Raw genomic sequence first — 21,316 nt, 5'->3', positions numbered from 1 at the left:
CAGGTGAGATGGGACCGAACAACGGTACGGACGACGAGGGGAGCTCCCGTGCGAGGGATGCGAGGGATGCGAAGGGCTCGGGAGACGCGGGAGGCGTCGGGGGCGTCGGAGGCCGGCGCGAAGAAGCACAGACCGTGGCTGCGCCTGCCCCGGCTGTCCGTGCTCCGGCTCTCCGCACTCCGGCTCTCCGTGCCTCGGCTGCCGCGCTCCCGCCGTGGCCGACGGCTCGCGGTGCAGGGCGTGATGGCCCTCTGCGTGCTGGCGCTGCTGCCCGCGACCTGGATGCGGGTGGGCCCCGGATCGCAGGTGGGGACCGCGGCGGACGCCCCGGCCCGCGAGGTCGCCATGGTGTTCGGCGCCGGGCTGTGGAAGGGCCGGCCGACCCCGTATCTCGCCCACCGCCTGGACGCGGCGGCCGAGCTGTACCGGGCCGGGAAGGTGAAGGTCGTCCTGGTCACCGGGGACAACAGCCGGGTGGAGTACGACGAGCCGGACGCGATGCGCACGTACCTCACCGAGCGCGGGGTGCCGGACGACCGGATCGTCAGCGACTACGCCGGGTTCGACAGCTGGGACTCCTGCGTGCGCGCCAAGAAGATATTCGGGGTCGACCGGGCGGTGCTGGTGAGCCAGGGCTTCCACATCCACCGGGCGACCACACTGTGCCGCTCCGCCGGGATCGACGCGTACGGGGTCGGGGTCGACGCGCCACGGGACGCGACCTGGTATTACGGCGGGACCCGGGAGCTGGCCGCGTCGGGGAAGGCGGCCCTCGACGCCCTGCTGAGGCCCGACCCGCGCTTCCTGGGGCCCCAGGAGGCGGGCGTGGCGGAGGCGCTGGCCTCGGCCACGCCGTGACCTGGGGGCAGTGCGCCCCGACGCCTGCGGGCGGTGAGGTCCCGCATCCGACCCGGGACCTCACAGGGGTGTGGGCGGCGGGCTGAGGTGCGCGTTCCGGGGGTGTAACCGGGTTCCCCCGTCCCCGTAATACCTCTCTCGCAGGCTGGGCACCATGACCGGTGCCGAGACCCCCACCCACTGCCCGTACTGCGCCCTCCAGTGCGGGATGACCCTGCGCCCGGTACCGGGCCCGGAGGTGGCCGAGGTGGTGGAGCGCACCGGATTCCCCGTCAACCGGGGCGCGTTGTGCGGCAAGGGGCGGACCGCGCCCGCCGTGCTGCGCCAGGAGGTGCGGCTGACCTCCCCGCTGGTACGGAGGCGGCCCGGCGGTGAGCTGGAGGAAGCGGGCTGGGACGAGGCGCTGGGGCGGATCGCCGAGGGGCTCGGCGGGGTGCGGGCGGCGCACGGGGCGGACGCGGTGGGCGTGTTCGGCGGGGGCGGGCTGACCAACGAGAAGGCGTACGCGCTCGGGAAGTTCGCCCGGGTGGTGCTCGGGACCTCGCAGATCGACTACAACGGGCGCTTCTGCATGTCGTCGGCGGCGGCCGCGCACCAGCGGGCGTTCGGGCTCGACCGGGGGCTGCCGTTCCCGCTGGAGGACATCCCGCGCTCGGGGTGCGTGATCCTCGTCGGGTCGAACCTCGCCGAGACGATGCCGCCCGCGCTGCGGTATCTGACGGAGCTGCGTGAGAGGGGGGGCCGGCTGATCGTCATCGACCCGCGTCGCACCCGTACCGCCGAGCAGGCGGATCTGCATCTGGCGCCGCGCCCCGGCACCGATCTGGCCCTCGCCCTGGGGCTGTTGCACCTGGTGGTGGCGGAGGGCCGGGTGGACGAGGAGTTCGTGCGGACCAGGACCCGGGGGTGGGAGGAGGCGCGGGCCGGGGCGATGGCGCACTGGCCGGAGCTGGTGGAGCGGATCTGCGGGGTACCGGTGGCGCGGCTGCGGGAGGCGGTGGAGCTGTTCTGCGGGGCGGAGAGCGGGATGGTGCTGACCGCGCGGGGGCCAGAGCAGCAGGCCAAGGGGACCGACACGGTGGGCGCGTGGATCAACTTCTGCCTGGCCACCGGGCGGGCGGGGAGGCCGTTCTCCGGGTACGGGTGCCTGACCGGGCAGGGAAACGGGCAGGGCGGCCGGGAGCACGGCCAGAAGGCCGACCAGTTGCCCGGCTACCGCAAGCTGACCGATCCGGCCGCCCGCCGCCATGTCGCCGGGGTGTGGGGCGTCGACCCGGACAGCCTGCCGGGGCCGGGGCGGAGCGCGTACGAGCTGCTGGACGCGCTCGGCCAGGACGTGCGGGCGCTGCTGGTGATGGGCTCCAACCCGGTGGTCTCCGCCCCGCACGCCTCGCACGTGGAACAGCGGCTGGCGTCCCTGGACTTCCTCGCGGTCGCGGATGTCGTGCTCTCCGAGACGGCGGCGCCGGCGGATGTGGTGCTGCCGGTGGCCCAGTGGGCGGAGGAGAGCGGGACCACCACCAACCTGGAGGGCCGGGTGCTGCTGCGGCGGCGGGCGCTGGACCCGCCGGAGGGGGTGCGCAGCGATCTGGAGGTGCTGCACGCCCTGGCCGGGCTGCTGGGCCACGGCAAGGGGTTCCCCTCCGACCCGGCCGAGGTCTTCGAGGAGCTGCGGCGGGCCTCGGCGGGCGGTGCGGCCGACTACGCGGGCATCACCTACGAGCGGATCGCGGCCGAGGACGGGGTGTTCTGGCCCTGCCCCGACGAGGCCCACCCGGGGACGCCCCGGCTCTTCCTGGACCGGTTCGCGACGGAGGACGGGCGGGCCTCCTTCGTGCCTGTGGTGCACCGCGCGGCGGCCGAGGAGACGGACCGGGAGTACCCGGTGGTGCTGACGACGGGGCGGGTGGTCGCCCAGTACCAGTCGGGGGCCCAGACCCGCCGGGTCGACGAGCTGAACGCGGCGGCCCCCGGCCCCTTCGTGGAGCTGCACCCGCGCCTCGCGGAGCGGATCGGGGTGGCCGAGGGCGAGCTCGTCGCGGTGACGTCCCGGCGCGGGCGGGCGGTGGCACCGGCCCGGATCACCGGGGCGATCCGGGCGGACACGGTGTTCATGCCGTTCCACTGGCCGGGTGAGGGCCGGGCCAACACGCTGACCAACCCGGCGCTCGACCCGGTGTCGCGGATGCCGGAGTTCAAGGTGTGCGCGGTCCGCCTGGAGGCCGTCGGGTGACCCACCGCCCGCCGTCGATGACGCTGCCGCCGGTACGGAGGGAGCGGGTGACGGCGGCCGCGGCGAGGTAGACCCAGGCGCGCACGGTCCTCTCCCCCGGTTGCCCCTTTCCTGCCTGCCCCTCCCCCGGCGGCTCGATCTCGCGGACGACCCGCTCGTACAGATTGCGCGGGTGGCCGGGCCCCAGGTACTCCTCCAGGTCGTCCAGGAGCCCGAGCAGCTCCTCGTACACCCCCGGCGCGGCGGTGAGCAGGGTGCCGTGGACGCGGCCGTGGCCGTCGATGGCGTACGGGTAGCCGGGGCCGTCGTACAGCAGGGCCCGGGGCAGGACGGCCGCCCGCTCCCCCGACGTACGGCCCCGGAGGAACAGGTCGTGGTTGGGTTCGCCGGGGAGCAGCGTCCCGTACACGAAGAACGGCAGCTCGCCGGTGGGCGGGGAGGCGGGGTCCAGGGTGCTCATGGCCGCCGTCACAGAGCGGCTGCGGGGGCCGTCTCCGCCGTGACCCAGCCGAGGTAACGGGCGCTGCCACGGATCACCGGGATCGCGATGATCTCGGGTGTGTCGTAGTCGTGCGCCCCCTGGAGGTACTCCTCCAGCTCCTCGTAGCGCTCGGCCGCCGTCTTGAACAGCACCTGCCACTCCTGGGAGGACTCGATGGCGTTCTGCCACCGGTAGACCGAGGTGACGGGCGCGGAGACCTGCGCGCAGGCCGCCAGCCGGCCCTCCACCGCCCCCTGTGCCAGCTCGTGGGCCTTCTCCTCGCTGTCGGTCGTGGTCAGTACGGTCAGCCATGCCGGCGGCGCTGTCATCGTCCATCTCCTCGGAGTGCGGCGGGCTTCTCTGCCCGTGCACCGATTGTCGGCCCGGAGGGGGTCAGGCGCTGTACGGATGCCGGTTTCTGGCGTCGCGCAGGGCGTTGCCCCACCAGGCGAGCTGGTCCAGGAGCGCCTTGGCCGCCCCGTCGGCGTCCGCCGGGTCGCGGTGGTTCCCCTCGTCGTCGAAGAGGGCGCCCGCGTTGTGGAAGGAGACGGTGTCGCGGACGGAGACGGTGTGCATCTCCGCGAAGACCTGGCGGAGCTGCTCGACGGCCCGCAGCCCGCCGGACCTGCCGCCGTACGAGACGAACGCGACGGGCTTGGCCTGCCACTCGGCGCGGTGCCAGTCGATGAGGTTCTTGAGAGGGGCGGGGAAGGAGTGGTTGTACTCGGGGGTGAGCACGACGAACGCGTCGGCCGCCGCCAGCCGCTCCGAGACCGCCTCGACGCGCGCCGCCGCCTCGGGCTGCGGGCTGAAGGAGAGCGCGTCGGGGAGGCGAGCGGTGACGACGTCGATGAGCTCGGTCTCGATGCCGTCGTACCGGGCCGCGCGTTCCAGGAACCAGTCGGCGATGACCGGGCCGAAGCGGCCTTCGCGGTTGCTGCCGAGGATGACGGCGACCTTGAGGGGGGCGGTGGATGTCGTGGGTGCGGTTGCGGTGTCCATGGCGTCGAGCATTGAGCCTCAAGCTTGGTTGAGGTCAAGTCACCGGCGGAGGAAGCCGCGATCTACGGTTGCCCCATGACGATCACCCCCTCCCCACCGCCGCCCTACGTCGAGATGGACGGACACCCCGCCACCGAGGACGACCTGCGCGTCCCCGCCCTCTTCGGGTTCGGGCACTTCACCGCCATGCAGGTCAGGGACCGGAAGGTGCGGGGGCTCGGGCTGCACCTCGACCGGCTGGAGGGTGCGAACCGGGAGCTGTTCCAACTGCCCCTGGACGGCGGCCGGGTGCGGGAACTGGTCCGGCACGCCCTGGACGGTGCCAAAGTGCGGGACGCCTCCGTGCGGGTGCACGGGTTTCTGCCGCCCGGGGAGAGCCGTACGCGGGTCATGGTCACTGTGCGCGGGCCCGCCGCGATGGCGCCCGGGGCCCGGAGCCTGATGTCGGTGCCGTACGCCCGGGTTGTGCCGCACATCAAGCGGCCGGGCGAGTTCGGGCAGACCTACTACGGGATGCTCGCCGCGCGGGCCGGTTTCGACGAGGCCCTGCTGACCGCGCCGGGCGGAGTGGTGACCGAGGGGGCCATCACCAACATCGCCTTCTGGGACGGCACTTCGGTGGTGTGGCCGGACGCGCCCGCACTCATCGGGATCACCATGGCGCTGCTGGAGCGCGGCCTCGCGGCGGCCGGGGAGCCGTCGGTGCGGCGGGCGGTGACGCTGGACGGGCTGGGCGCGTACCGGGGCGCCTTCATCTGCAACTCGCAGGGGATCGCGCCGGTGCGGCGGATCGACGCGGTGGAGTTCGCGAGCGGTGACGGGGAGATGGAGGGGGTGATGAGCCGGCTGGGGAGTGCGTACGGGAGTGCGCCGGCGGATCCCCTGTAGCCGGAAGTCAGCTCTGTCCGAAAACCGACGGTGGCGCGGCCGTTCCGCCGCCGTGACGGACCATGGGGAGCATGCAGATCCATATCGAGGCCTCAGCGCTCCCCGGCCGCACCTGCGGGCCGGACTCCGACTTTCCCGGGTACGAGAACATCCACGTCGGAATCCAGCGCAAGGACCGGCCCGGTGAGCTGCTCGGCCTGTACCCCGGTGACGCCCCGGCCGCCTCCTGGACCCTGGAGTGCACGGCGAAGACCACGGCGGACGGGGTCGAGGTCTCGGGGCCGTACATCCAGAACCGGCTGGGCGGGCGGTTCGTCTATCTGTCGTGGGGCACGGTGGACGAGGCCGGGCTGTTCAGCATGTTCCGGCGCGCCAAGCTGATGTTCAGCGACATCGAACCCGAGGTCCTCGAAGCCGCCGCGCGCTCCGGGCACCTCACCGGGCGGCTGGGGCTGACCGACGCCAAGGGGCAGCCGCTGTGCGCGCGGGTGCGGCCGCCGCTGATCTCCTGGAGCGCGACGACCCCCTGAGGCCTGAGGGGAGGGAGCCTGCCTGCCCGGATCCGACACCGCCCCCACCGGACCCGGGGGGGGGTTGGGCCCGGTGGGGGCGGGTGCCGTGGGGGCGGGGATCCGTCCCGTGGGGGAGATGTCTTGCGTGTGCCCCCGACCGGGAAGCCCATGTATGTGACGTGCGTCACATCCTCGTTCCGGGGCTCACCCGATCGGCACCCGGCCCGGCAGCACGGACCGAACGGCCCAGCCGCACCGCCGCGACCTGCGGTGATCCCCGGCGGCAAGGGTGCCGCGCCGGTCCGTACGGGTGAAAGCTGACCTGGCGTCAGAAGGCAGGCGGTGCCGACTGCCCGTTAGGTCAGGGGCAGGACACAACCGCTCGCGCCGTCTGCCCGGAGGAATCCCCATGCGCAGTCCTGCTCGCCTGATGACCGGTACCGCCACCGCCGCGGTCACCGTCATAGCGCTCGGTCTCACCGCCGCCCCGTCCGCGTACGCAGGCGACGACTTCGGCCGGCTGGAGATCACCCCCGCGACCGCGCCCCCCGGCTCCACGGTCACCGTGAACACCACCGCCTGCGGCCCCAAGGGCTCCGGCATCGGTGACGCGAACTCCCTGGACGCCGGGGACTTCGAGGTCCGCAAGGGTACGCACAAGGAGGTCCTCGTCGGCCAGTTCACCGTGCCGCACGACACCCGGCCCGGGGTCTACGAGATCGTCGTCTCCTGCGACGACGGCAAGGACGCCGTCGGGGACCTCAAGGTGATCGGCGGCGGCAAGCACGAGAAGCCGGACCACGACCGCCCGTCCGGCCATGTGCGGACCGGGGTCGGCGGCAGCGTCGAGCCGAACTCCACGCAGGTCGCCCTCGGCGTCGGTGTGATCGGCATGGCGGCCGTCGGCGGCCTGTGGCTGCTGCGCCGCCGGACCGAGTCCACCGAGGGCAGCTGAGGCCGGACCCAGGCCGCGACCAGGGGCCGTGGGACCGAGGGCCCCCGGCTCCGGCCCACGCCCCGGGGGAGCCCCGCCGCTCCCCCGCACCGACCGGGCCGGGCGCGTCCCCGAGCGCGCCCGGCCCGCCTTCGATCCGAGACTCACCAGGCCTACGAGGACGACGACGTGTCCCAGAGCGCGCAGAAAGCCAGGGGCTGGCTGGTGGGCATCGCCGTACTGTGCGGCATCTGGCTCATCCAGAACGGCTCCGGCGACCAGCTGATCCCGCCGCAGCCCTCCGGCGCCCAGGCCTTCGCCGCCGGGCCCCAGCTCCAGCCCGGCTCTCCGGTCGCCGAGCCGCTGCGCCCCTCCGACCCGGTCCGCATCCGCATCCCGAGCATCGAGGTGGACGCGCCGATGATGCGGCTGGGCCTCGGCCCCGAAGGCAGCCTGGACGTCCCGCCGGACGAGAACCGCAACCTCGCGGGCTGGTACGCCGACGGGGTCCCGCCCGGCGCCCAGGGCACCGCGATCGTCGCCGGGCACGTCGACAACGCCGAGGGGCCCTCCGTCTTCTACGCCCTCGGCGCCCTGACCAAGGGCACCCGGGTCGAGGTCGTCCGCGAGGACGGGCGCACCGCGGTCTTCTCGATCGACGCCATCGAGGTGTACGACAACAAGGACTTCCCCGACCAGCGCGTCTACGGCGACTCCCCGCACGCCTCGCTACGGCTGATCACCTGCGGCGGCGGGTTCTCGAAGGAGACCGGCTACCAGGGCAATGTGGTGGCCTACGCCCATCTCGCCGACGTGCGGTGAACCCGCCCCCGGAACCCCTGGCTACGCCGTCCACTGGTCGTAGCCCAGCTTGGCCACCAGCGAGAACACCACCGTCAGCAGCACCGCCCGGACGAAACCGCTCCCCCGGCTCAGCGCCATCCGGGCCCCGGCCATCCCGCCCGCCAGGTTGAAGACGGCCATCACGGCGGCCAGCTGCCACAGGACCGTGCCCTGGTACGCGAACATCGCCAGCGCCCCCGCGTTCGTGCACACGTTGACGATCTTGGCGGTGGCCGAGGCGGTCACCAGGTCCAGGTGGAGCACAGCGGTCAGGGCCAGCACCAGGAACGTGCCCGTGCCCGGGCCGAACAGGCCGTCGTAGAAGCCGATCCCGCCGCCGACCAGCACGACCGCGGTGACGATCCGGGCCCGGGTGACCGGCCGGGCGTCGGTGTCGCCCGCCGCCGCCGTGCCGAAGGACGGGCGCAGCATGACGAAGGCGGCCACCCCGAGCAGCGCCGCCATGATCACCGGGCGCAGCACCTCACTGCTGATCCCGGCGGCGAAGAACGCCCCCGCCATCGACCCGGCCAGCGCCATCAGCCCCACCCGTACCGCCAGCCCCACCCGTACCGGGGCCCTGCGGACATAGGTGATCGCGGCACCCGAGGTGCCGACGATCGCCACGGCCTTGTTGGTACCGAGGACATGGGCCGCCGGAACGTTCGGCAGGCCGAGCAGCAGCGCGGGCAGGAGCAGCAGCCCGCCGCCGCCCACCACCGCGTCGATCCAGCCCGCGGCGGCCGCGGCCAGACAGAGGAGAACCAGGGTGGTCAAGGTGATGTCGGGCATGTACTCGACACTAAGGGGCGGTCCGTGGGTGGATCTCTTGGGGTCCGCAACGCGTGCAGGGGGCGGTCCGCCGGTGGTTGCCCCGGTGTCCGTCGTCCTCACAGGGCCCGCCGGGCCGCGCTGAGCGCACGGTTCCGCCCGGGAAACCGGCGGGATGCGGCTGGGTAACACCCGCCGCCCACTGTCTTCCTCATGAGGAAGAAGACGGAGAGCGCCTTGCCCGTCGTGGTGATCGGGGCCGGTATGGCCGGTGCCCGGCTCGCCGCCCGGGTCCCCGGGGCCACCGTCGTCGGCGAGGAGCGGCACGCCCCCTACAACCGGGTGCTGCTGGCGGATGTGCTGGCCGGGCGGTACGCCCCGGACGTCATCGCCCTGCCGGCCACCGAGGTGCGGCGCGGGGTGCGGGCGGTCCGGATCGACCGGGCCGACCGGCTGGTCCACTGCGACGACGGCAGCGTCCTGCACTACGGGCGCCTGGTCCTGGCCACCGGCTCCAACCCGGTGCTGCCGCCGCTGCGCGGGGTCGGCGACACCCTGCCCGACGGGGTGCACCCCTTCCGCACGCTCGACGACGCCCTGGCTCTGCGCGCCGCCGTACGGCCCGGAGTGCGCGCGGTCGTCATCGGCGGCGGGCTCCTCGGGGTGTCGGCGGCCCGGGCGCTCGCGGAGTGCGGCGCACAGGTGGTGCTGGCGCAGCAGGGCGAGCACCTCATGGAGCGCCAGCTCGACCCGGAGGCCGCCGCCCTGCTCCGCGTCCACCTCGAAGCGCTCGGTGTGGAGGTGCACACCGAGTGCCGGGTACGCGGGCTGCGCTGCACGGCCGCGACCACCACGGAGTCCGTACGGGCGGTCGAGCTGGCCGACGGCTACGAGCTCGCCGCCGACCTCACCGTCCTGGCCTGCGGGGTACGGCCCCGGACCGGTCTCGCCCTGGCCGCCGGGCTCGACGTCCGCAAGGGGATCGTGGTCGACGACGAGCTGCGCACCTCGGACCCGTACATCCACGCCCTCGGCGACTGCGCCGAGCACCGCTCCACGCTCTACGGGCTGGCCGGCCCGGCGCTGGAGCAGGCCGACGTCCTGGCCGAGGTGCTGGCCGGGCGGCCCGCCCGCTACGAGGGCACCCGGGCCCTGACCCGGCTGACCCTGCGCTCCCCCGGCCCCCGGGAAGCCCTCGACCTGGCCGCTTTCGGCGAGGCCCGTCCGCTGCCGGGCGACGACGTGATCCGGCTGGCCGATGCCACCCGGGGCGCGTACCGCACGGTCGTCGTCCGCGAGGGCCGGCTGGCCGGCGGGGTGCTCCTGGGCGACCTCGGCGCGGTCGCCGGCCTCGCCCGTACCTGGCAGGACGACGAACCGCTGCCGCCCGCCATGTCCCTGCTCCACCTGCTCATCGACGACGGAGGCCACTGAGATGCCGGAAACCACCATCCCGAACACCCCCGCCTTCGTCCTCGTCGGGCACGGCATGGTCGGCCAGCGGTTCCTGGAGTCCCTGGCCGCGCGCGGGCTGACCCCGGCAGCCGGGCGGGCCCGGGTCGTCGTGCTCTGCGAGGAGCCCCGGCCGGCCTACGACCGGGTGCGGCTCACCTCGTACTTCGCCGGGCGGTCCCCCGAGGAACTCTCGCTGGTGGAGCCAGGGTTCATGGAGGAGCACGGCTTCGAGCTGTACGTCGGCGACCCGGCGGAGAGCGTCGACCGTGCGGGGCGGACGGTGACCGCGCGGTCCGGGGCGGTGTTCCCGTACGACACGCTGGTGCTGGCGACGGGCTCGTACCCGTTCGTGCCGCCGGTGCCGGGGAGGGACGCCCGGGGCTGTTTCGTGTACCGGACCATCGAGGACCTGCTGGCGATCGAGGAGTACGCGAAGGGGGCGGTGACCGGCGCGGTGGTCGGGGGCGGGCTGCTCGGCCTGGAGGCGGCGGGGGCGCTCAAGGGGCTCGGGCTGCGCACCCATGTCGTGGAGTTCGCGCCCCGGCTGATGCCGGTGCAGGTGGACGAGGGCGGGGGCGCGGCGCTGCTGCGGACGATCGAGGGGATGGGGCTGACCGTCCACACCGGTGTCGGTACGCAGGAGGTCACGGCGGGCGATGACGGGGCGGTGAACGGGATGGCGCTCTCCGACGGGTCCTCCCTCGCCACCGATCTCGTGGTCTTCTCGGCGGGCGTGCGCCCGCGCGATCAGCTGGCCCGGGAGAGCGGGCTCGCGGTCGGGGAGCGCGGCGGGATCGTGGTCGACGCGGAGTGCCGGACCTCCGACCCGGCGGTGTTCGCGATCGGTGAGTGCGCGCTCGCCTCGGACGGGCGGGTCTACGGTCTGGTGGCGCCCGGCTACGAGATGGCGGAAACCGTGGCCGAGGTGCTCGGCGGCGGGCGGGCCGGGTTCACCGGGGCGGACATGTCGACCAAGCTCAAGCTGCTCGGCGTGGACGTGGCCTCGTTCGGTGACGCGCACGGGACGGCGGAGGGCGCGCTCGACGTGGTGTACGCCGACTCCCGCTCCGGCGTCTACAAGAAGCTGGTCGTCGCGGCGGACGGCACCCTGCTGGGCGGGGTGCTGGTCGGGGACGCCGACGACTACGGCACCCTGCGGCCGATGACGGGCAGCGTCCTGCCGGTCTCCCCGGAGCAGCTGGTGCTGCCGGCCGGCGCGGGCGGCCCGGTCACGCTCGGCCCGTCCGCGCTCCCGGACGACGCCGTCATCTGCTCCTGCCACAACGTGACCAAGGGCGCGGTCTGCGAGCACACAACCCTGCCCGAGGTGAAGAAGTGCACCCGGGCGGGGACGGGCTGCGGCAGTTGCGTCAAGGTGATCGGGCAGCTGCTGCCGCAGAGCCAGGACACCGGCCTCTGCGGCTGCTTCCCCTACAGCCGGGTGGAGTTGTACGAGATCGTCCGGACCCTGAGGGTCACCTCCTTCACCGCTCTGCTCGACTCGCACGGTCGTGAGGAGGCGCGCGGCGGGGAGGGCTGCGAGGTCTGCAAGCCGACGGTCGGCTCGGTCATCGCCTCGCTCGCCCCGACCGTCGGCGCCAGCGGCTATGTGCTGGACGGGGAGCAGGCGGCGCTCCAGGACACCAACGACCACTTCCTCGCCAACCTCCAGCGCAACGGCTCCTATTCGGTCGTGCCGCGCATCCCGGGCGGTGAGATCACCCCGGAGAAGCTCATCGTGATCGGCGAGGTGGCCCGCGACTTCGGCCTCTACACGAAGATCACCGGTGGCCAGCGCATCGACCTCTTCGGCGCCCGGGTCGACCAGCTCCCGCTGATCTGGACCCGGCTGGTGGACGCGGGCTTCGAGTCCGGGCACGCGTACGGGAAGTCGCTGCGTACGGTCAAGTCCTGTGTGGGGCAGACCTGGTGCCGCTACGGCGTGCAGGACTCCGTGAAGATGGCGATCGACCTGGAGCTGCGCTACCGGGGCCTGCGCTCCCCGCACAAACTGAAGTCGGCGGTCTCCGGGTGCGCCCGGGAGTGCGCGGAGGCCCGGGGCAAGGACTTCGGGATCATCGCCACCGCCGGCGGCTGGAACCTCTACGTCGGGGGCAACGGCGGTGCCACCCCGCGCCACGCCGATCTGCTGGCGCAGGATCTCTCGGACGCCGAACTGGTGCGGCTGATCGACCGGTTCCTGATGTTCTACATCCGTACGGCGGACCGCCTGGAGCGCACCTCGGCCTGGCTGGAGCGGATCGACGGCGGCCTGGAGCACGTACGGGATGTCGTCGTCCATGACTCGCTGGGGCTCTGCGACGAGTTGGAACGGCTGATGGCCGACCATGTGACCGGCTACCGCGACGAGTGGGCCGAGACCATCGAGGACCCGGAGCGGCTGCGGCGGTTCGTGACCTTCGTCAACGCCCCCGACGCCCCGGACCCCTCGGTGAAGTTCGTCCCGGAGCGGGACCAGATGAAACCCGATCTGGAACTGCTCGCGGGTCCCGTGCTCGCCGTCCGCACCCTGGAAGGGACCTCCTCCTGATGACCATCGACACCCTGAGCGCCCCTGTGGCCGTCGTCCGGATCGCCCACGCCGACGGCTGGGTCACGGTCTGCGACCGGGCCCTGCTGAGCCCGGGACGCGGTGCCGCGGTGCTGCTGCCGGACGGCGGGCAGGCCGCCCTGTTCATGGACCGGTCGGGTGCGGTGCGCGCGATCGGCAACCGGGACCCGTTCACCGGGGCGTACGTCCTCTCCCGCGGGCTGCTCGGCACGGCGGACGGGCGGCCGTTCGTGGCCTCGCCGCTGCTGAAGCAGCGCTTCGACCTGGCCACGGGGGTGTGTCTGGACGACGAGGAGGTCTCGGTGCCGGTGTATGCGGTACGGGTGGAGTGACAGCCCGGACCGCCACCATCCTCCTTCTGTTCACCGGGAATTGACGCTCCATCAATTAGGCCCTTCTACAGTCCTGACGCGCGACCCGCCGGTCCGTCCGGAGCGGCGGGCCCTCACTCATCCGTGGAGTGATCGTGGAACGTCGGACCTTCTTGCGCACGGCTGTGGTCGGCACCTCGGCGGCGGCCTTCGGCGGCACCCTGTGGCGGGGCGCCGCCTTCGCCGGACCCGCCCAGCCGGCCACCGGCCCGTACGGTGCACTGCAGGCGGCCAACGGCAACGGCATCCAGCTGCCGAGCGGCTTCACCAGCCGCATCGTCGCCCGGTCGGGGCAGACCGTGGCGGGCACCTCCTACCGGTGGCACAGCGCCCCCGACGGCGGGGCGACCTACGCCGACGGCTCGGGGTGGATCTACGTCTCCAACGCCGAGGTCTCCTCGGGCAGCGGCGGCGGGGCGAGCGCCGTGCGGTTCAACTCCTCGGGCACGGTGACGTCCGCGTACCGGATCCTGTCGGGGACGAACAACAACTGCGCGGGCGGCTCCACCCCGTGGAACACCTGGCTCTCCTGCGAGGAGGTCACCCGGGGGTACGTCTACGAGACCGACCCGTGGGGCGTGAACGCCTCCGTGCGGCGGCCCGCGCTGGGCCGCTTCAAGCACGAGGCGGCGGCCGCGGACCCCGACCACGGGTACATCTACCTCACCGAGGACGAGAGCGACGGCCGCTTCTACCGCTTCCGGCCCACGACCTGGGGCAACCTGTCGAGCGGCACCCTCCAGGTCCTGGTGGCGGGTACGGCCACCTCGGGACCGGTGACCTGGGCGAACGTTCCGGACCCGGCCGCCTCATCGACCCAGACCCGCTACCAGGTCTCCGGCGCCAAGGTCTTCAACGGCGGCGAGGGCTGCTTCTACGCGGCGGGCACCTGCTGGTTCACCACCAAGGGCGACAACCGGGTGTGGGCGTACGACGCGAACACCTCGTCGATCTCCCTGACGTACGACGACTCCCTGGTGACGGGCGGCGCGGCCCCGCTGACCGGCGTCGACAACGTCACCCGGGCCGGCTCCGGCGACCTGTACGTGGCGGAGGACGGCGGAAACATGGAGATCTGCCTGATCACGCCCGCCGACACGGTCGCCCCGTTCCTGCGGATCACCGGCCAGTCCGGCTCGGAGATCACCGGTCCGGCGTTCTCCCCGGACGGCAAGCGGCTCTACTTCTCCTCGCAGCGCGGCACCAGCGGCAGCTCGTCCGGCGGCATCACGTACGAGGTGACGGGACCGTTCCGCAGCTGACGCACCCGTGTGCGCCGGGGCTCCCCCGTGGCCCCGGCGCACACCCCGCGGCTCGGCCCCGTCGTGCGGCCCCGCGGTTCAGCCCTGGCCCTCGACGGCGGCCGGGTCCATCCACATGACCTCCCAGATGTGGTGGTCGGGGTCCTGGAACGAGCGGCCGTACATGAAGCCCATGTCCTGCGTCTCGCCCGCCGGGAACCCGCCGGCCGCCAGCGCCGCGTCGGCGAGCTGGTCGACCTTCTCGCGGCTGTCGGCGCTCAGGGCGAGGATGACCTCGGTCGTCTTCGACGCGTCCGCGATGTCCTTCTTGGTGAAGTCCTTGAAGCGCGGTTCGGTCAGCAGCATGACGAAGATCGTGTCGCTGAGGACCACACACGCGGTCTTGTCGTCGCTGAACTGCGGGTTGGTCGTGAAGCCGAGCTTCTCGAAGAAGCCCTTCGAGGTCTCCAGGTCCTTCACCGGCAGGTTCACGAAGATCATCTGAGCCATGGTCGTTTCCTCTTCCCGCGTTCCGTCGTGCGCCACGGCGGTCCGTCCGGCGCTTTCGAAGGGATAGACGGCGGGGCCGCCGGGAACTCATCGCCGTAAGCCGGACGAGTTTTCACGAGTTCCGGGCGGCCACCGTTCAGGACATGGCGAGCGGGGCGCCGCCCCGGAGCAGGGAGCCGCCCAGCGGGGTCAGCGTGTGCAGCACCGAGCTGCCGTGGCGCAGGGTGAGGACCAGGCCCGCCTCGCGCAGGACGGAGGCGTGCTGGCTCGCCGAGGCGAGCGACACCCCGGCCCGGCGGGCCAGTTCGCTCGTCGTGCAGCCGTTGCCTATGGCCTGCAGGACGGCGGAGCGGGTGTGGCCGACGAGCCGGCCGAGCCAGGGTCCGGCCTCGGCGAACTCCGGGGCGCCGGTGTGGGTGACCGGGTAGACGAGCACGGGCGGGAGCGACGGGTCGCGGTAGACGACCGGGGTGCCCCGGCAGAAGAAGGACGGCTGGAGCAGCAGCCCGCGTCCGTCCAGATACAGATCGCGGTCGACAGGGTAGTCCGCCTCCAGCACGGGCGCCCGCCACCGGATCATCGGCGGCAGGGTCGCCAGCAGCCCGTCGGCCCCGCCGTCCAGGAGCGCGCGGCCCCGCACGGCCCGGTCGGCCTCGATGCTGGCCCGGATGTGCGGCCAGTACGGCTCGACAGCGGCGTCGTGGTAGCTGCGCAGGGCGCCGATGAGCCGGGCGAGGGGTTCGGCGCGGCCCTCGGAGAGCGCGGCGGGCAGCGCGGCCGTGAGCCGCCCGGCGCCGGCGTCCCGGCCCGCGGTCCCCCGCACGCCCCGCTGCCGCCGCCGTCCGGCCGCCATCACGTCCAGTTCGCGGCGGACGCGGTCGGCGGGGGTGTCGCGCAGGGCCTCCATTCCGACATCGAGCCCGAAAGGCTCGGCGCCTTCCTGCGAGGGGGTCAGGAAATCCGGGAAATAGCCGCGGGGCGGGACGACCGCCGCCAGCAGTTGCGCTTCACCATTCAACCGAGCTCGCGTTTCTGTCCGCCATTTCCCGAACACCGTCGAAGCCCGTCGGTCTCTCAGCCGGTGAAAACTGAGAATCGTTTCCCACATCGCGTCCGGCCTCGTGGCCATCCGCACCCGCGAAAGGTCCAGCCTGGACACATGGATACGCAGCACTACTCCCCCACCTGTTGCATCCGCAATTGCCCCCACCGAAGGGTATGCGGACCGTCACAGGAGGTCACCACGGGGTTTCGGCCAGAAGTGAAACGTCTCGCCCCGTTCCGCTTCACCCGAAAAGCTGTACGACGTCGGGTACGCATCCGGTGCCTGCCGGATGAGCACGCGAAGGCCGTGGGGGGCTTTGTGTGTTCGGCGGCGGTGGGCAACGGTGCGGCTCCGTACCCGACGGGGGTAAGCCGGGTGCGGTCCATGGGTGGGGATCCATGGACCGCACCCCGGTCCACCGGACAGTCACCCCAACTTCTTTGCGCATTAAACGAAGCAATGTGCTCCAGGACACATCGGTAGCGCACATTCCGCTCCGGTCCCAGGGGCGCACATATTCCGCAGGCAAGACGAAGCGGCGGCACCCCCGCACAGGGTGCCGCCGCTTCTCGGTGTTCCGGAGATGTCATCAGGGTGGCGAGCCGATGAGGGACCCGGCCCAATTCCCTTATAAATCCCCGGAGTTGGTCATGCGTGCCGCATCAGCGGCTGTCGCTTCCCCGCGACTGGGCCGCCGCCCGGCCCGCTTCGAGGCGGGCCACCGGGATGCGGAACGGCGAGCAGGAGACGTAGTCCAGGCCCACCTCGTGGAAGAAGTGCACCGACTCCGGGTCACCGCCGTGCTCGCCGCAGACGCCGAGCTTGAGGTCCGGGCGGGTGGCCCGGCCGGCCTCCACGGCGCTGCGCACCAGCGCGCCCACGCCGTCCCTGTCGATCGTCTCGAACGGAGAGACCCCGAAGATGCCCTTCTCCAGGTACGCGGTGAAGAACGAGGCCTCCACGTCGTCGCGGGAGAAGCCCCACACCGTCTGGGTCAGGTCGTTGGTGCCGAACGAGAAGAACTGGGCGGCCTCGGCGATCTGGCCCGCCGTCAGCGCGGCGCGCGGCAGCTCGATCATGGTGCCGATGGTCAGCTTGAGGTCGGTGCCGGTGGCCGCCTGGACCTCCGCGATGACCCGGTCGGCCTCCTCGCGGACGATCTCCAGCTCCTGGACCGTGCCGACGAGCGGAATCATGATCTCGGGACGCGGGTCGCCCTTGGCGTTCTTGCGCTGGGCGGCCGCCTCCGCGATGGCCCGCACCTGCATGGCGAACAGGCCGGGGATGACGAGCCCGAGGCGTACCCCGCGCAGACCCAGCATCGGGTTCTGCTCGTGCAGCTTGTGGACCGCCTGGAGGAGGCGCAGGTCGTTCTCGTTGGCGTCCTTGCGGGACTCCGCGAGCGCCACCCGGACGGAGAGCTCGGTGATGTCGGGGAGGAACTCGTGCAGCGGCGGGTCGAGCAGCCGTACGGTGACGGGCAACCCGTCCATCGACTCGAACAGCTCGATGAAGTCGGCCTTCTGGAGCGGGAGGAGCGCGGCGAGGGCGGTCTCGCGCTCGTCGTCGGTGTCCGCCAGGATCAGCTTCTCGACCATCTCGCGGCGCTCGCCGAGGAACATGTGCTCGGTGCGGCACAGGCCGATGCCCTGGGCGCCGAAGCGGCGGGCCCGCAGGGCGTCCTCGGCGTTGTCCGCGTTGGCCCGCACCCGCAGCCGGCGCACCCGGTCCGCGTACGCCATGATCCGGTGCACGGCGGCGACCAGCTCGTCGGCGTCGTCGGCGCCCGCGTGCATCCGGCCCTCGAAGTACTCGACGACCGGCGACGGTACGACGGGTACCTCGCCCAGGTAGACCTTGCCGGTGGAGCCGTCGATCGAGACGAGGTCGCCCTCCTCGATAACCTTGCCGCCCACCGTCATCCGGCGGCGCTTGGTGTCGACCTCCAGGTCCTCGGCGCCGCAGACACAGGTCTTGCCCATGCCGCGCGCCACGACCGCCGCGTGCGAGGTCTTGCCGCCGCGCGAGGTCAGGATGCCCTCGGCGGCGATCATGCCTTCGAGGTCGTCGGGGTTGGTCTCGCGGCGGATCAGGATCACCTTCTCGCCGGAGCGGGACCACTTGATCGCGGTGTACGAGTCGAAGACGGCCTTACCGACGGCGGCACCCGGCGATGCGGCGATGCCCCGGCCGAGCAGCTCGGTCTTCGCCTCGTCGTCGAAGCGGGGGAACATCAGCTGCGCGAGCTGGGCGCCGTTGACGCGCTGGAGGGCCTCGGCCTCGTCGATCAGGCCCTGGTCGACGAGCTGGGTGGCGATCCGGAAGGCGGCACCGGCGGTGCGCTTGCCGACCCGGGTCTGGAGCATCCAGAGCTGGCCGCGCTCGATGGTGAACTCGATGTCGCAGAGATCCTTGTAGTGGTTCTCCAGCGTCTTCATGATCTGCATGAGCTGGTCGTACGACTTCTTGTCGATCGACTCGAGATCGGCGAGCGGCACCGTGTTGCGGATACCGGCGACGACGTCCTCGCCCTGCGCGTTCTGGAGGTAGTCGCCGTAGACGCCCTGGTGGCCGCTGGCCGGGTCGCGGGTGAAGGCGACGCCCGTACCGGAGTCGGGGCCGAGGTTGCCGAAGACCATCGAACAGACGTTGACGGCCGTGCCGAGGTCGCCGGGGATGCGCTCCTGGCGGCGGTAGAGCTTGGCGCGGTCGGTGTTCCACGAGTCGAAGACCGCGTTTATGGCCAGGTCCATCTGCTCCCGCGCGTTCTGCGGGAACTCGCGTCCGGCCTGCGTCTCGACGATCTTCTTGAACTGCTTGACGAGCTTCTTGAGGTCGGCCGCGCCCAGGTCGGTGTCGACCGTGACCTTCTTGACCGCCTTGGCGTCCTCCAGGGCCTCCTCGAAGAGGTCGCCGTCGACACCGAGGACGGTCTTGCCGAACATCTGGATGAGGCGCCGGTAGGAGTCCCAGGCGAAGCGCTCGTCGCCGGACTGGGTGGCGAGGCCGACCACCGAGGCGTCGGAGAGACCGATGTTGAGGACCGTGTCCATCATGCCGGGCATGGAGAACTTGGCGCCGGAGCGGACGGAGACCAGCAGCGGGTCGTCGGCCTGGCCGAGCTGCTTGCCCATCCGGGCTTCCAGCGCCGAGAGGTGCGCACTCACCTCGTCGCGCAGCGCGGTAGGCGCCTCGCCGCTCTCCAGGTAGACCTTGCAGGCCTCGGTGGTGATGGTGAAGCCCGGAGGGACGGGCAACCCGAGGTTGGTCATCTCGGCGAGGTTGGCACCCTTGCCGCCCAGAAGATCCTTCAGATCCTTGTTGCCCTCGGTGAAGTCGTAGACGAACTTCTGGGGATCTTTGTTTTCCGACACGGGTCTCGACTCCTCGAGGACGCGGTGGCTGCCCTGACGGCCAGGAACATACCCAGATCGAAGGTGTATGGGTACGTCCACTTGGTCGTCATGCGGCCGCAACCACCCGTCCGCCAGCAGATCTAAAGAAACTCACCGGCGAGCGGGCTGCAGCCGTCCGTTCAGCTCTTGAAGGCGGCATGGTCATTTCTTGACCCTAAGCTCTCATCTGAGCGGACCAACCTGCATCTGAGTGCACTTCTCGAAGGCTGCTACGTGGCACTGAGTGCCAGGTCTTCCAGAAGTGCAGCCACCACCAAAACGCTCATCTGAGCACACCACCGATCAAGGGTGGCGCGAATCACGCTCGTTTCGGACCCCGGATTTCAGGATCCGGACGCCTCAGGGACGTCGAAGGCAGTCGCTCAGCACCCCGAGGTCCACCTCTTCCAGGCTACGGGCGAACGTCCGCCCCCGCCCCGGGGCCACCGGCAGCAGCGACGGGACGACCAGCACCGCGCACCCCGCCGCGTCGGCGGAGGCGGTGCCGTCCGGGGAGTCCTCCACCGCCACACAGGCGGCGGGGTCGGCCGCGAACCGCTCGGCCGCAGTGCGGTACGGATCCGGGTGCGGCTTGGTCCGTACGGTGTCGTCGGCCGACAGCGTGAAGGCGAAGTCCACCCCGGCCAGGGACCCGGCCACCACCGCGTCGACCACACTCCTGGGCGAGGCGCTGACCAGGGCGAACGGCACCCCGGCGCCTTCCAGCGAGGCCAGCAGCGCGGCGGCCCCGGGGCGCAGCGGGGCACCCGCGTCGACCTTCCGGAAGAAGGAGTCGGTCAGCTCGGCGGCGGTGTCGGAGAGGGTGGAGGAGTCACCCCCCGTCACCCCGATCAGATGAGCGGCCGTGTCGGCGACGGCCCGGCCGACCACCTCCGGCGCGTCCGCGTCGGTCAGCCGGTGGCCGAGCCCGGCCGCGACCTCACGGGCGGTCTCCCACCAGAGCACCTCGGTGTCGACGAGGGTGCCGTCCATGTCGAAGAGGACGGCGGCGGGAGCGAAGGTCCTCACGCGTCCACCTTGTCGCCCGGGGCGGCGGCTTCCGGGGCGGTCGCCGTCTCCCGTACGGGCACGACGAGCACCGGGCGGCGGACCGGGGTGACCCGTACCCGTACACCGGGAGCGAGTTCCGTGGCGTCCCTCGAGGGGAGGTCGGCCTTGGCCGCGACGCCGTCCGGGAGGTCGAGCAGGACCCGGGTGACCGAGCCGAGGAAGGAGGCGGAGACGACCGTGGCGGTGCCCTCGGGGTCGGCGGTGACGCCGATGCTCTCGGGGCGGATCAGGACGTCGACCGCGCCCCGGCCCGCGGGGATGTCCCCGTCGACCGGCAGCGAGGCGCCCGCGACCTGCACGGACCCGTCGCCGGTCAGCCGGCCGGGCAGCCGGTTCATGGTGCCGACGAACTCGGCGACGAACGGCGTGGCGGGGCGCTCGTACAGCTCGGCCGGGGGCGCGCACTGCTCCAGGCGGCCCGCGTTGAGGACGGCGACCCGGTCGGCCATGGAGAGGGCCTCCTCCTGGTCGTGGGTGACGAAGATGGTGGTGATGCCGAGCGACAGCTGGAGGCGGCGGATCTCCTCGCGGAGCGTGAGCCGGACCTTGGCATCGAGTGCCGAGAGCGGTTCGTCCAGGAGCAGGACCCGGGGGCGCAGGGCGAGGGCACGGGCCAGGGCGACGCGCTGCTGCTGGCCGCCGGACATCTGGTGCGGGAAGCGGTTGCCGTGGTCGGGCAGTCCGACGAGTTCGAGGAGTTCGTTCGCGGTGGCGTGCCGTTCGGCGGTGGCGACGCCCCGCATCCGGGGACCGAAAGCCACGTTGTCGCGGGCGTTGAGGTGCGGGAAGAGGCTGTAGGACTGGAAGACCATCCCGGCGTCGCGCCGGTTGGCGGGGACCGGGGTGATGTCCTCGCCGTCGACCAGGACCTCGCCGGAGTCCGGCTGCTCGAACCCGGCGAGGACCCGCAGCGCGGTGGTCTTGCCGCAGCCGGAGGGGCCCAGCAGGGCGAGGAGCTCGCCCGGTTCGGCGGTGAGGTCGAGTCCGTCGAGGGCCACGGTGGGGCCGAACGCCCGGCGCAGGGAGCGGAACTCCACCCGCGCTCCGGTGGCGGCCCGCCCTTCGGAGGCGGCGGTCCTGGCCGCCTCGGGGCGTCCGGCGGCGGTGGACGGGGCTGGCAGGGCTGACATGGGT

General features: G+C 72.3%; 19 protein-coding genes. 10 read left to right on the top strand and 9 right to left on the bottom strand.

The window, feature by feature from the left end:
* The first annotated feature begins 66 nt into the window (after window positions 1-66).
* A complete protein-coding gene (locus ACK8N7_RS25735) occupies window positions 67-858 on the top strand; it encodes a SanA/YdcF family protein (protein WP_500444244.1) in 792 nt (263 codons plus the stop codon).
* 154 nt (window positions 859-1,012) lie between these two features.
* Window positions 1,013-3,091, top strand: a complete 2,079-nt coding sequence (locus ACK8N7_RS25730; RefSeq protein ID WP_500444243.1) for a molybdopterin oxidoreductase family protein — start codon at window positions 1,013-1,015, stop codon at window positions 3,089-3,091.
* Here the strand turns inward: ACK8N7_RS25730 and ACK8N7_RS25725 are convergent.
* From ACK8N7_RS25725 to ACK8N7_RS25715, 3 genes are all read right to left on the bottom strand, one after another.
* Window positions 3,054-3,551, bottom strand: coding sequence for a gamma-glutamylcyclotransferase family protein (locus ACK8N7_RS25725; RefSeq protein ID WP_403208309.1), 498 nt, complete (start codon window positions 3,549-3,551; stop codon window positions 3,054-3,056). The two genes, ACK8N7_RS25730 and ACK8N7_RS25725, sit on opposite strands and share 38 nt — an antisense overlap.
* A gap of 8 nt (window positions 3,552-3,559) precedes the next feature.
* Entirely contained in the window at window positions 3,560-3,901 is a 342-nt protein-coding gene (gene cutA / locus ACK8N7_RS25720) for a divalent-cation tolerance protein CutA (protein WP_500444242.1), read from the bottom strand.
* Window positions 3,902-3,965: 64 nt separating this feature from the next.
* Window positions 3,966-4,574, bottom strand: a complete 609-nt coding sequence (locus ACK8N7_RS25715) for an NADPH-dependent FMN reductase (RefSeq protein WP_403208305.1) — start codon at window positions 4,572-4,574, stop codon at window positions 3,966-3,968.
* 75 nt (window positions 4,575-4,649) lie between these two features.
* Between ACK8N7_RS25715 and ACK8N7_RS25710 the strand changes: the two genes are divergently transcribed.
* The 4 genes from ACK8N7_RS25710 to ACK8N7_RS25695 all read left to right on the top strand — a co-directional run bounded on the left by ACK8N7_RS25710 (window position 4,650) and on the right by ACK8N7_RS25695 (window position 7,730).
* On the top strand, window positions 4,650-5,462 hold the full coding sequence (locus ACK8N7_RS25710; RefSeq protein WP_403208303.1) for an aminotransferase class IV: 813 nt from the start codon (window positions 4,650-4,652) through the stop codon (window positions 5,460-5,462).
* A gap of 71 nt (window positions 5,463-5,533) precedes the next feature.
* Entirely contained in the window at window positions 5,534-5,992 is a 459-nt protein-coding gene (locus ACK8N7_RS25705; protein ID WP_500444241.1) for a DUF5990 family protein, read from the top strand.
* Window positions 5,993-6,383: 391 nt separating this feature from the next.
* Window positions 6,384-6,929 (top strand): GVDTG sorting domain-containing protein, encoded by a 546-nt coding sequence (locus ACK8N7_RS25700; RefSeq protein WP_403208299.1) that lies wholly within the window; start codon window positions 6,384-6,386, stop codon window positions 6,927-6,929.
* A 168-nt stretch (window positions 6,930-7,097) separates the two neighbouring features.
* Window positions 7,098-7,730: a class F sortase gene (locus ACK8N7_RS25695; RefSeq protein WP_500444240.1), complete on the top strand. Its 633-nt coding sequence runs from the start codon at window positions 7,098-7,100 to the stop codon at window positions 7,728-7,730.
* A 21-nt stretch (window positions 7,731-7,751) separates the two neighbouring features.
* On the opposite strand, the gene ACK8N7_RS25690 is transcribed toward ACK8N7_RS25695, so the two are convergent.
* Complete coding sequence (locus ACK8N7_RS25690; protein ID WP_403208295.1) at window positions 7,752-8,543, bottom strand: TSUP family transporter; 792 nt, start codon at window positions 8,541-8,543, stop codon at window positions 7,752-7,754.
* A 192-nt stretch (window positions 8,544-8,735) separates the two neighbouring features.
* Here ACK8N7_RS25690 and ACK8N7_RS25685 point away from each other — a divergent pair, with 192 nt between their 5' ends.
* The 4 genes from ACK8N7_RS25685 (at window position 8,736) to ACK8N7_RS25670 (ending at window position 14,182) form a co-directional block, all read left to right on the top strand.
* Window positions 8,736-9,956, top strand: coding sequence for an NAD(P)/FAD-dependent oxidoreductase (locus ACK8N7_RS25685; RefSeq protein WP_403208293.1), 1,221 nt, complete (start codon window positions 8,736-8,738; stop codon window positions 9,954-9,956).
* Between the two features lies 1 nt (window position 9,957).
* Window positions 9,958-12,528, top strand: coding sequence for a nitrite reductase large subunit NirB (nirB, locus tag ACK8N7_RS25680; protein WP_403208291.1), 2,571 nt, complete (start codon window positions 9,958-9,960; stop codon window positions 12,526-12,528).
* Window positions 12,528-12,881 carry a nitrite reductase small subunit NirD gene (gene nirD, locus ACK8N7_RS25675; RefSeq protein ID WP_403208289.1) on the top strand — a complete coding sequence of 118 codons (354 nt, stop codon included), beginning with the start codon at window positions 12,528-12,530 and terminating at the stop codon, window positions 12,879-12,881. The genes nirB and nirD overlap by 1 nt, the downstream gene beginning before the upstream one ends.
* 134 nt (window positions 12,882-13,015) lie before the next feature.
* Window positions 13,016-14,182, top strand: a complete 1,167-nt coding sequence (locus ACK8N7_RS25670) for an alkaline phosphatase PhoX (RefSeq protein ID WP_403208287.1) — start codon at window positions 13,016-13,018, stop codon at window positions 14,180-14,182.
* A 78-nt stretch (window positions 14,183-14,260) separates the two neighbouring features.
* Here ACK8N7_RS25670 and ACK8N7_RS25665 read toward each other — a convergent pair whose 3' ends face one another.
* The 5 genes from ACK8N7_RS25665 to ACK8N7_RS25645 form a co-directional block, all read right to left on the bottom strand.
* Entirely contained in the window at window positions 14,261-14,671 is a 411-nt protein-coding gene (locus ACK8N7_RS25665; protein ID WP_403208285.1) for a VOC family protein, read from the bottom strand.
* Between the two features lie 136 nt (window positions 14,672-14,807).
* Complete coding sequence (locus ACK8N7_RS25660; protein WP_403208283.1) at window positions 14,808-15,845, bottom strand: ArsR/SmtB family transcription factor; 1,038 nt, start codon at window positions 15,843-15,845, stop codon at window positions 14,808-14,810.
* A gap of 533 nt (window positions 15,846-16,378) precedes the next feature.
* Window positions 16,379-19,090: a pyruvate, phosphate dikinase gene (gene ppdK / locus ACK8N7_RS25655; RefSeq protein ID WP_403208281.1), complete on the bottom strand. Its 2,712-nt coding sequence runs from the start codon at window positions 19,088-19,090 to the stop codon at window positions 16,379-16,381.
* A 381-nt stretch (window positions 19,091-19,471) separates the two neighbouring features.
* A complete protein-coding gene (locus tag ACK8N7_RS25650; protein ID WP_403208279.1) occupies window positions 19,472-20,140 on the bottom strand; it encodes an HAD family hydrolase in 669 nt (222 codons plus the stop codon).
* Window positions 20,137-21,312, bottom strand: coding sequence for an ABC transporter ATP-binding protein (locus tag ACK8N7_RS25645; RefSeq protein ID WP_403208277.1), 1,176 nt, complete (start codon window positions 21,310-21,312; stop codon window positions 20,137-20,139). Before ACK8N7_RS25645 ends, ACK8N7_RS25650 begins: the two co-directional genes overlap by 4 nt.
* Window positions 21,313-21,316: the final 4 nt, after the last annotated feature.

Origin of the sequence: Streptomyces griseobrunneus (assembly GCF_046713465.1) — a bacterium.
GTDB lineage: Bacteria > Actinomycetota > Actinomycetes > Streptomycetales > Streptomycetaceae > Streptomyces > Streptomyces microflavus.
Note: the sequence above shows the minus strand (reverse complement) of the source record. Positions and strands in the feature narration are given on the sequence as shown.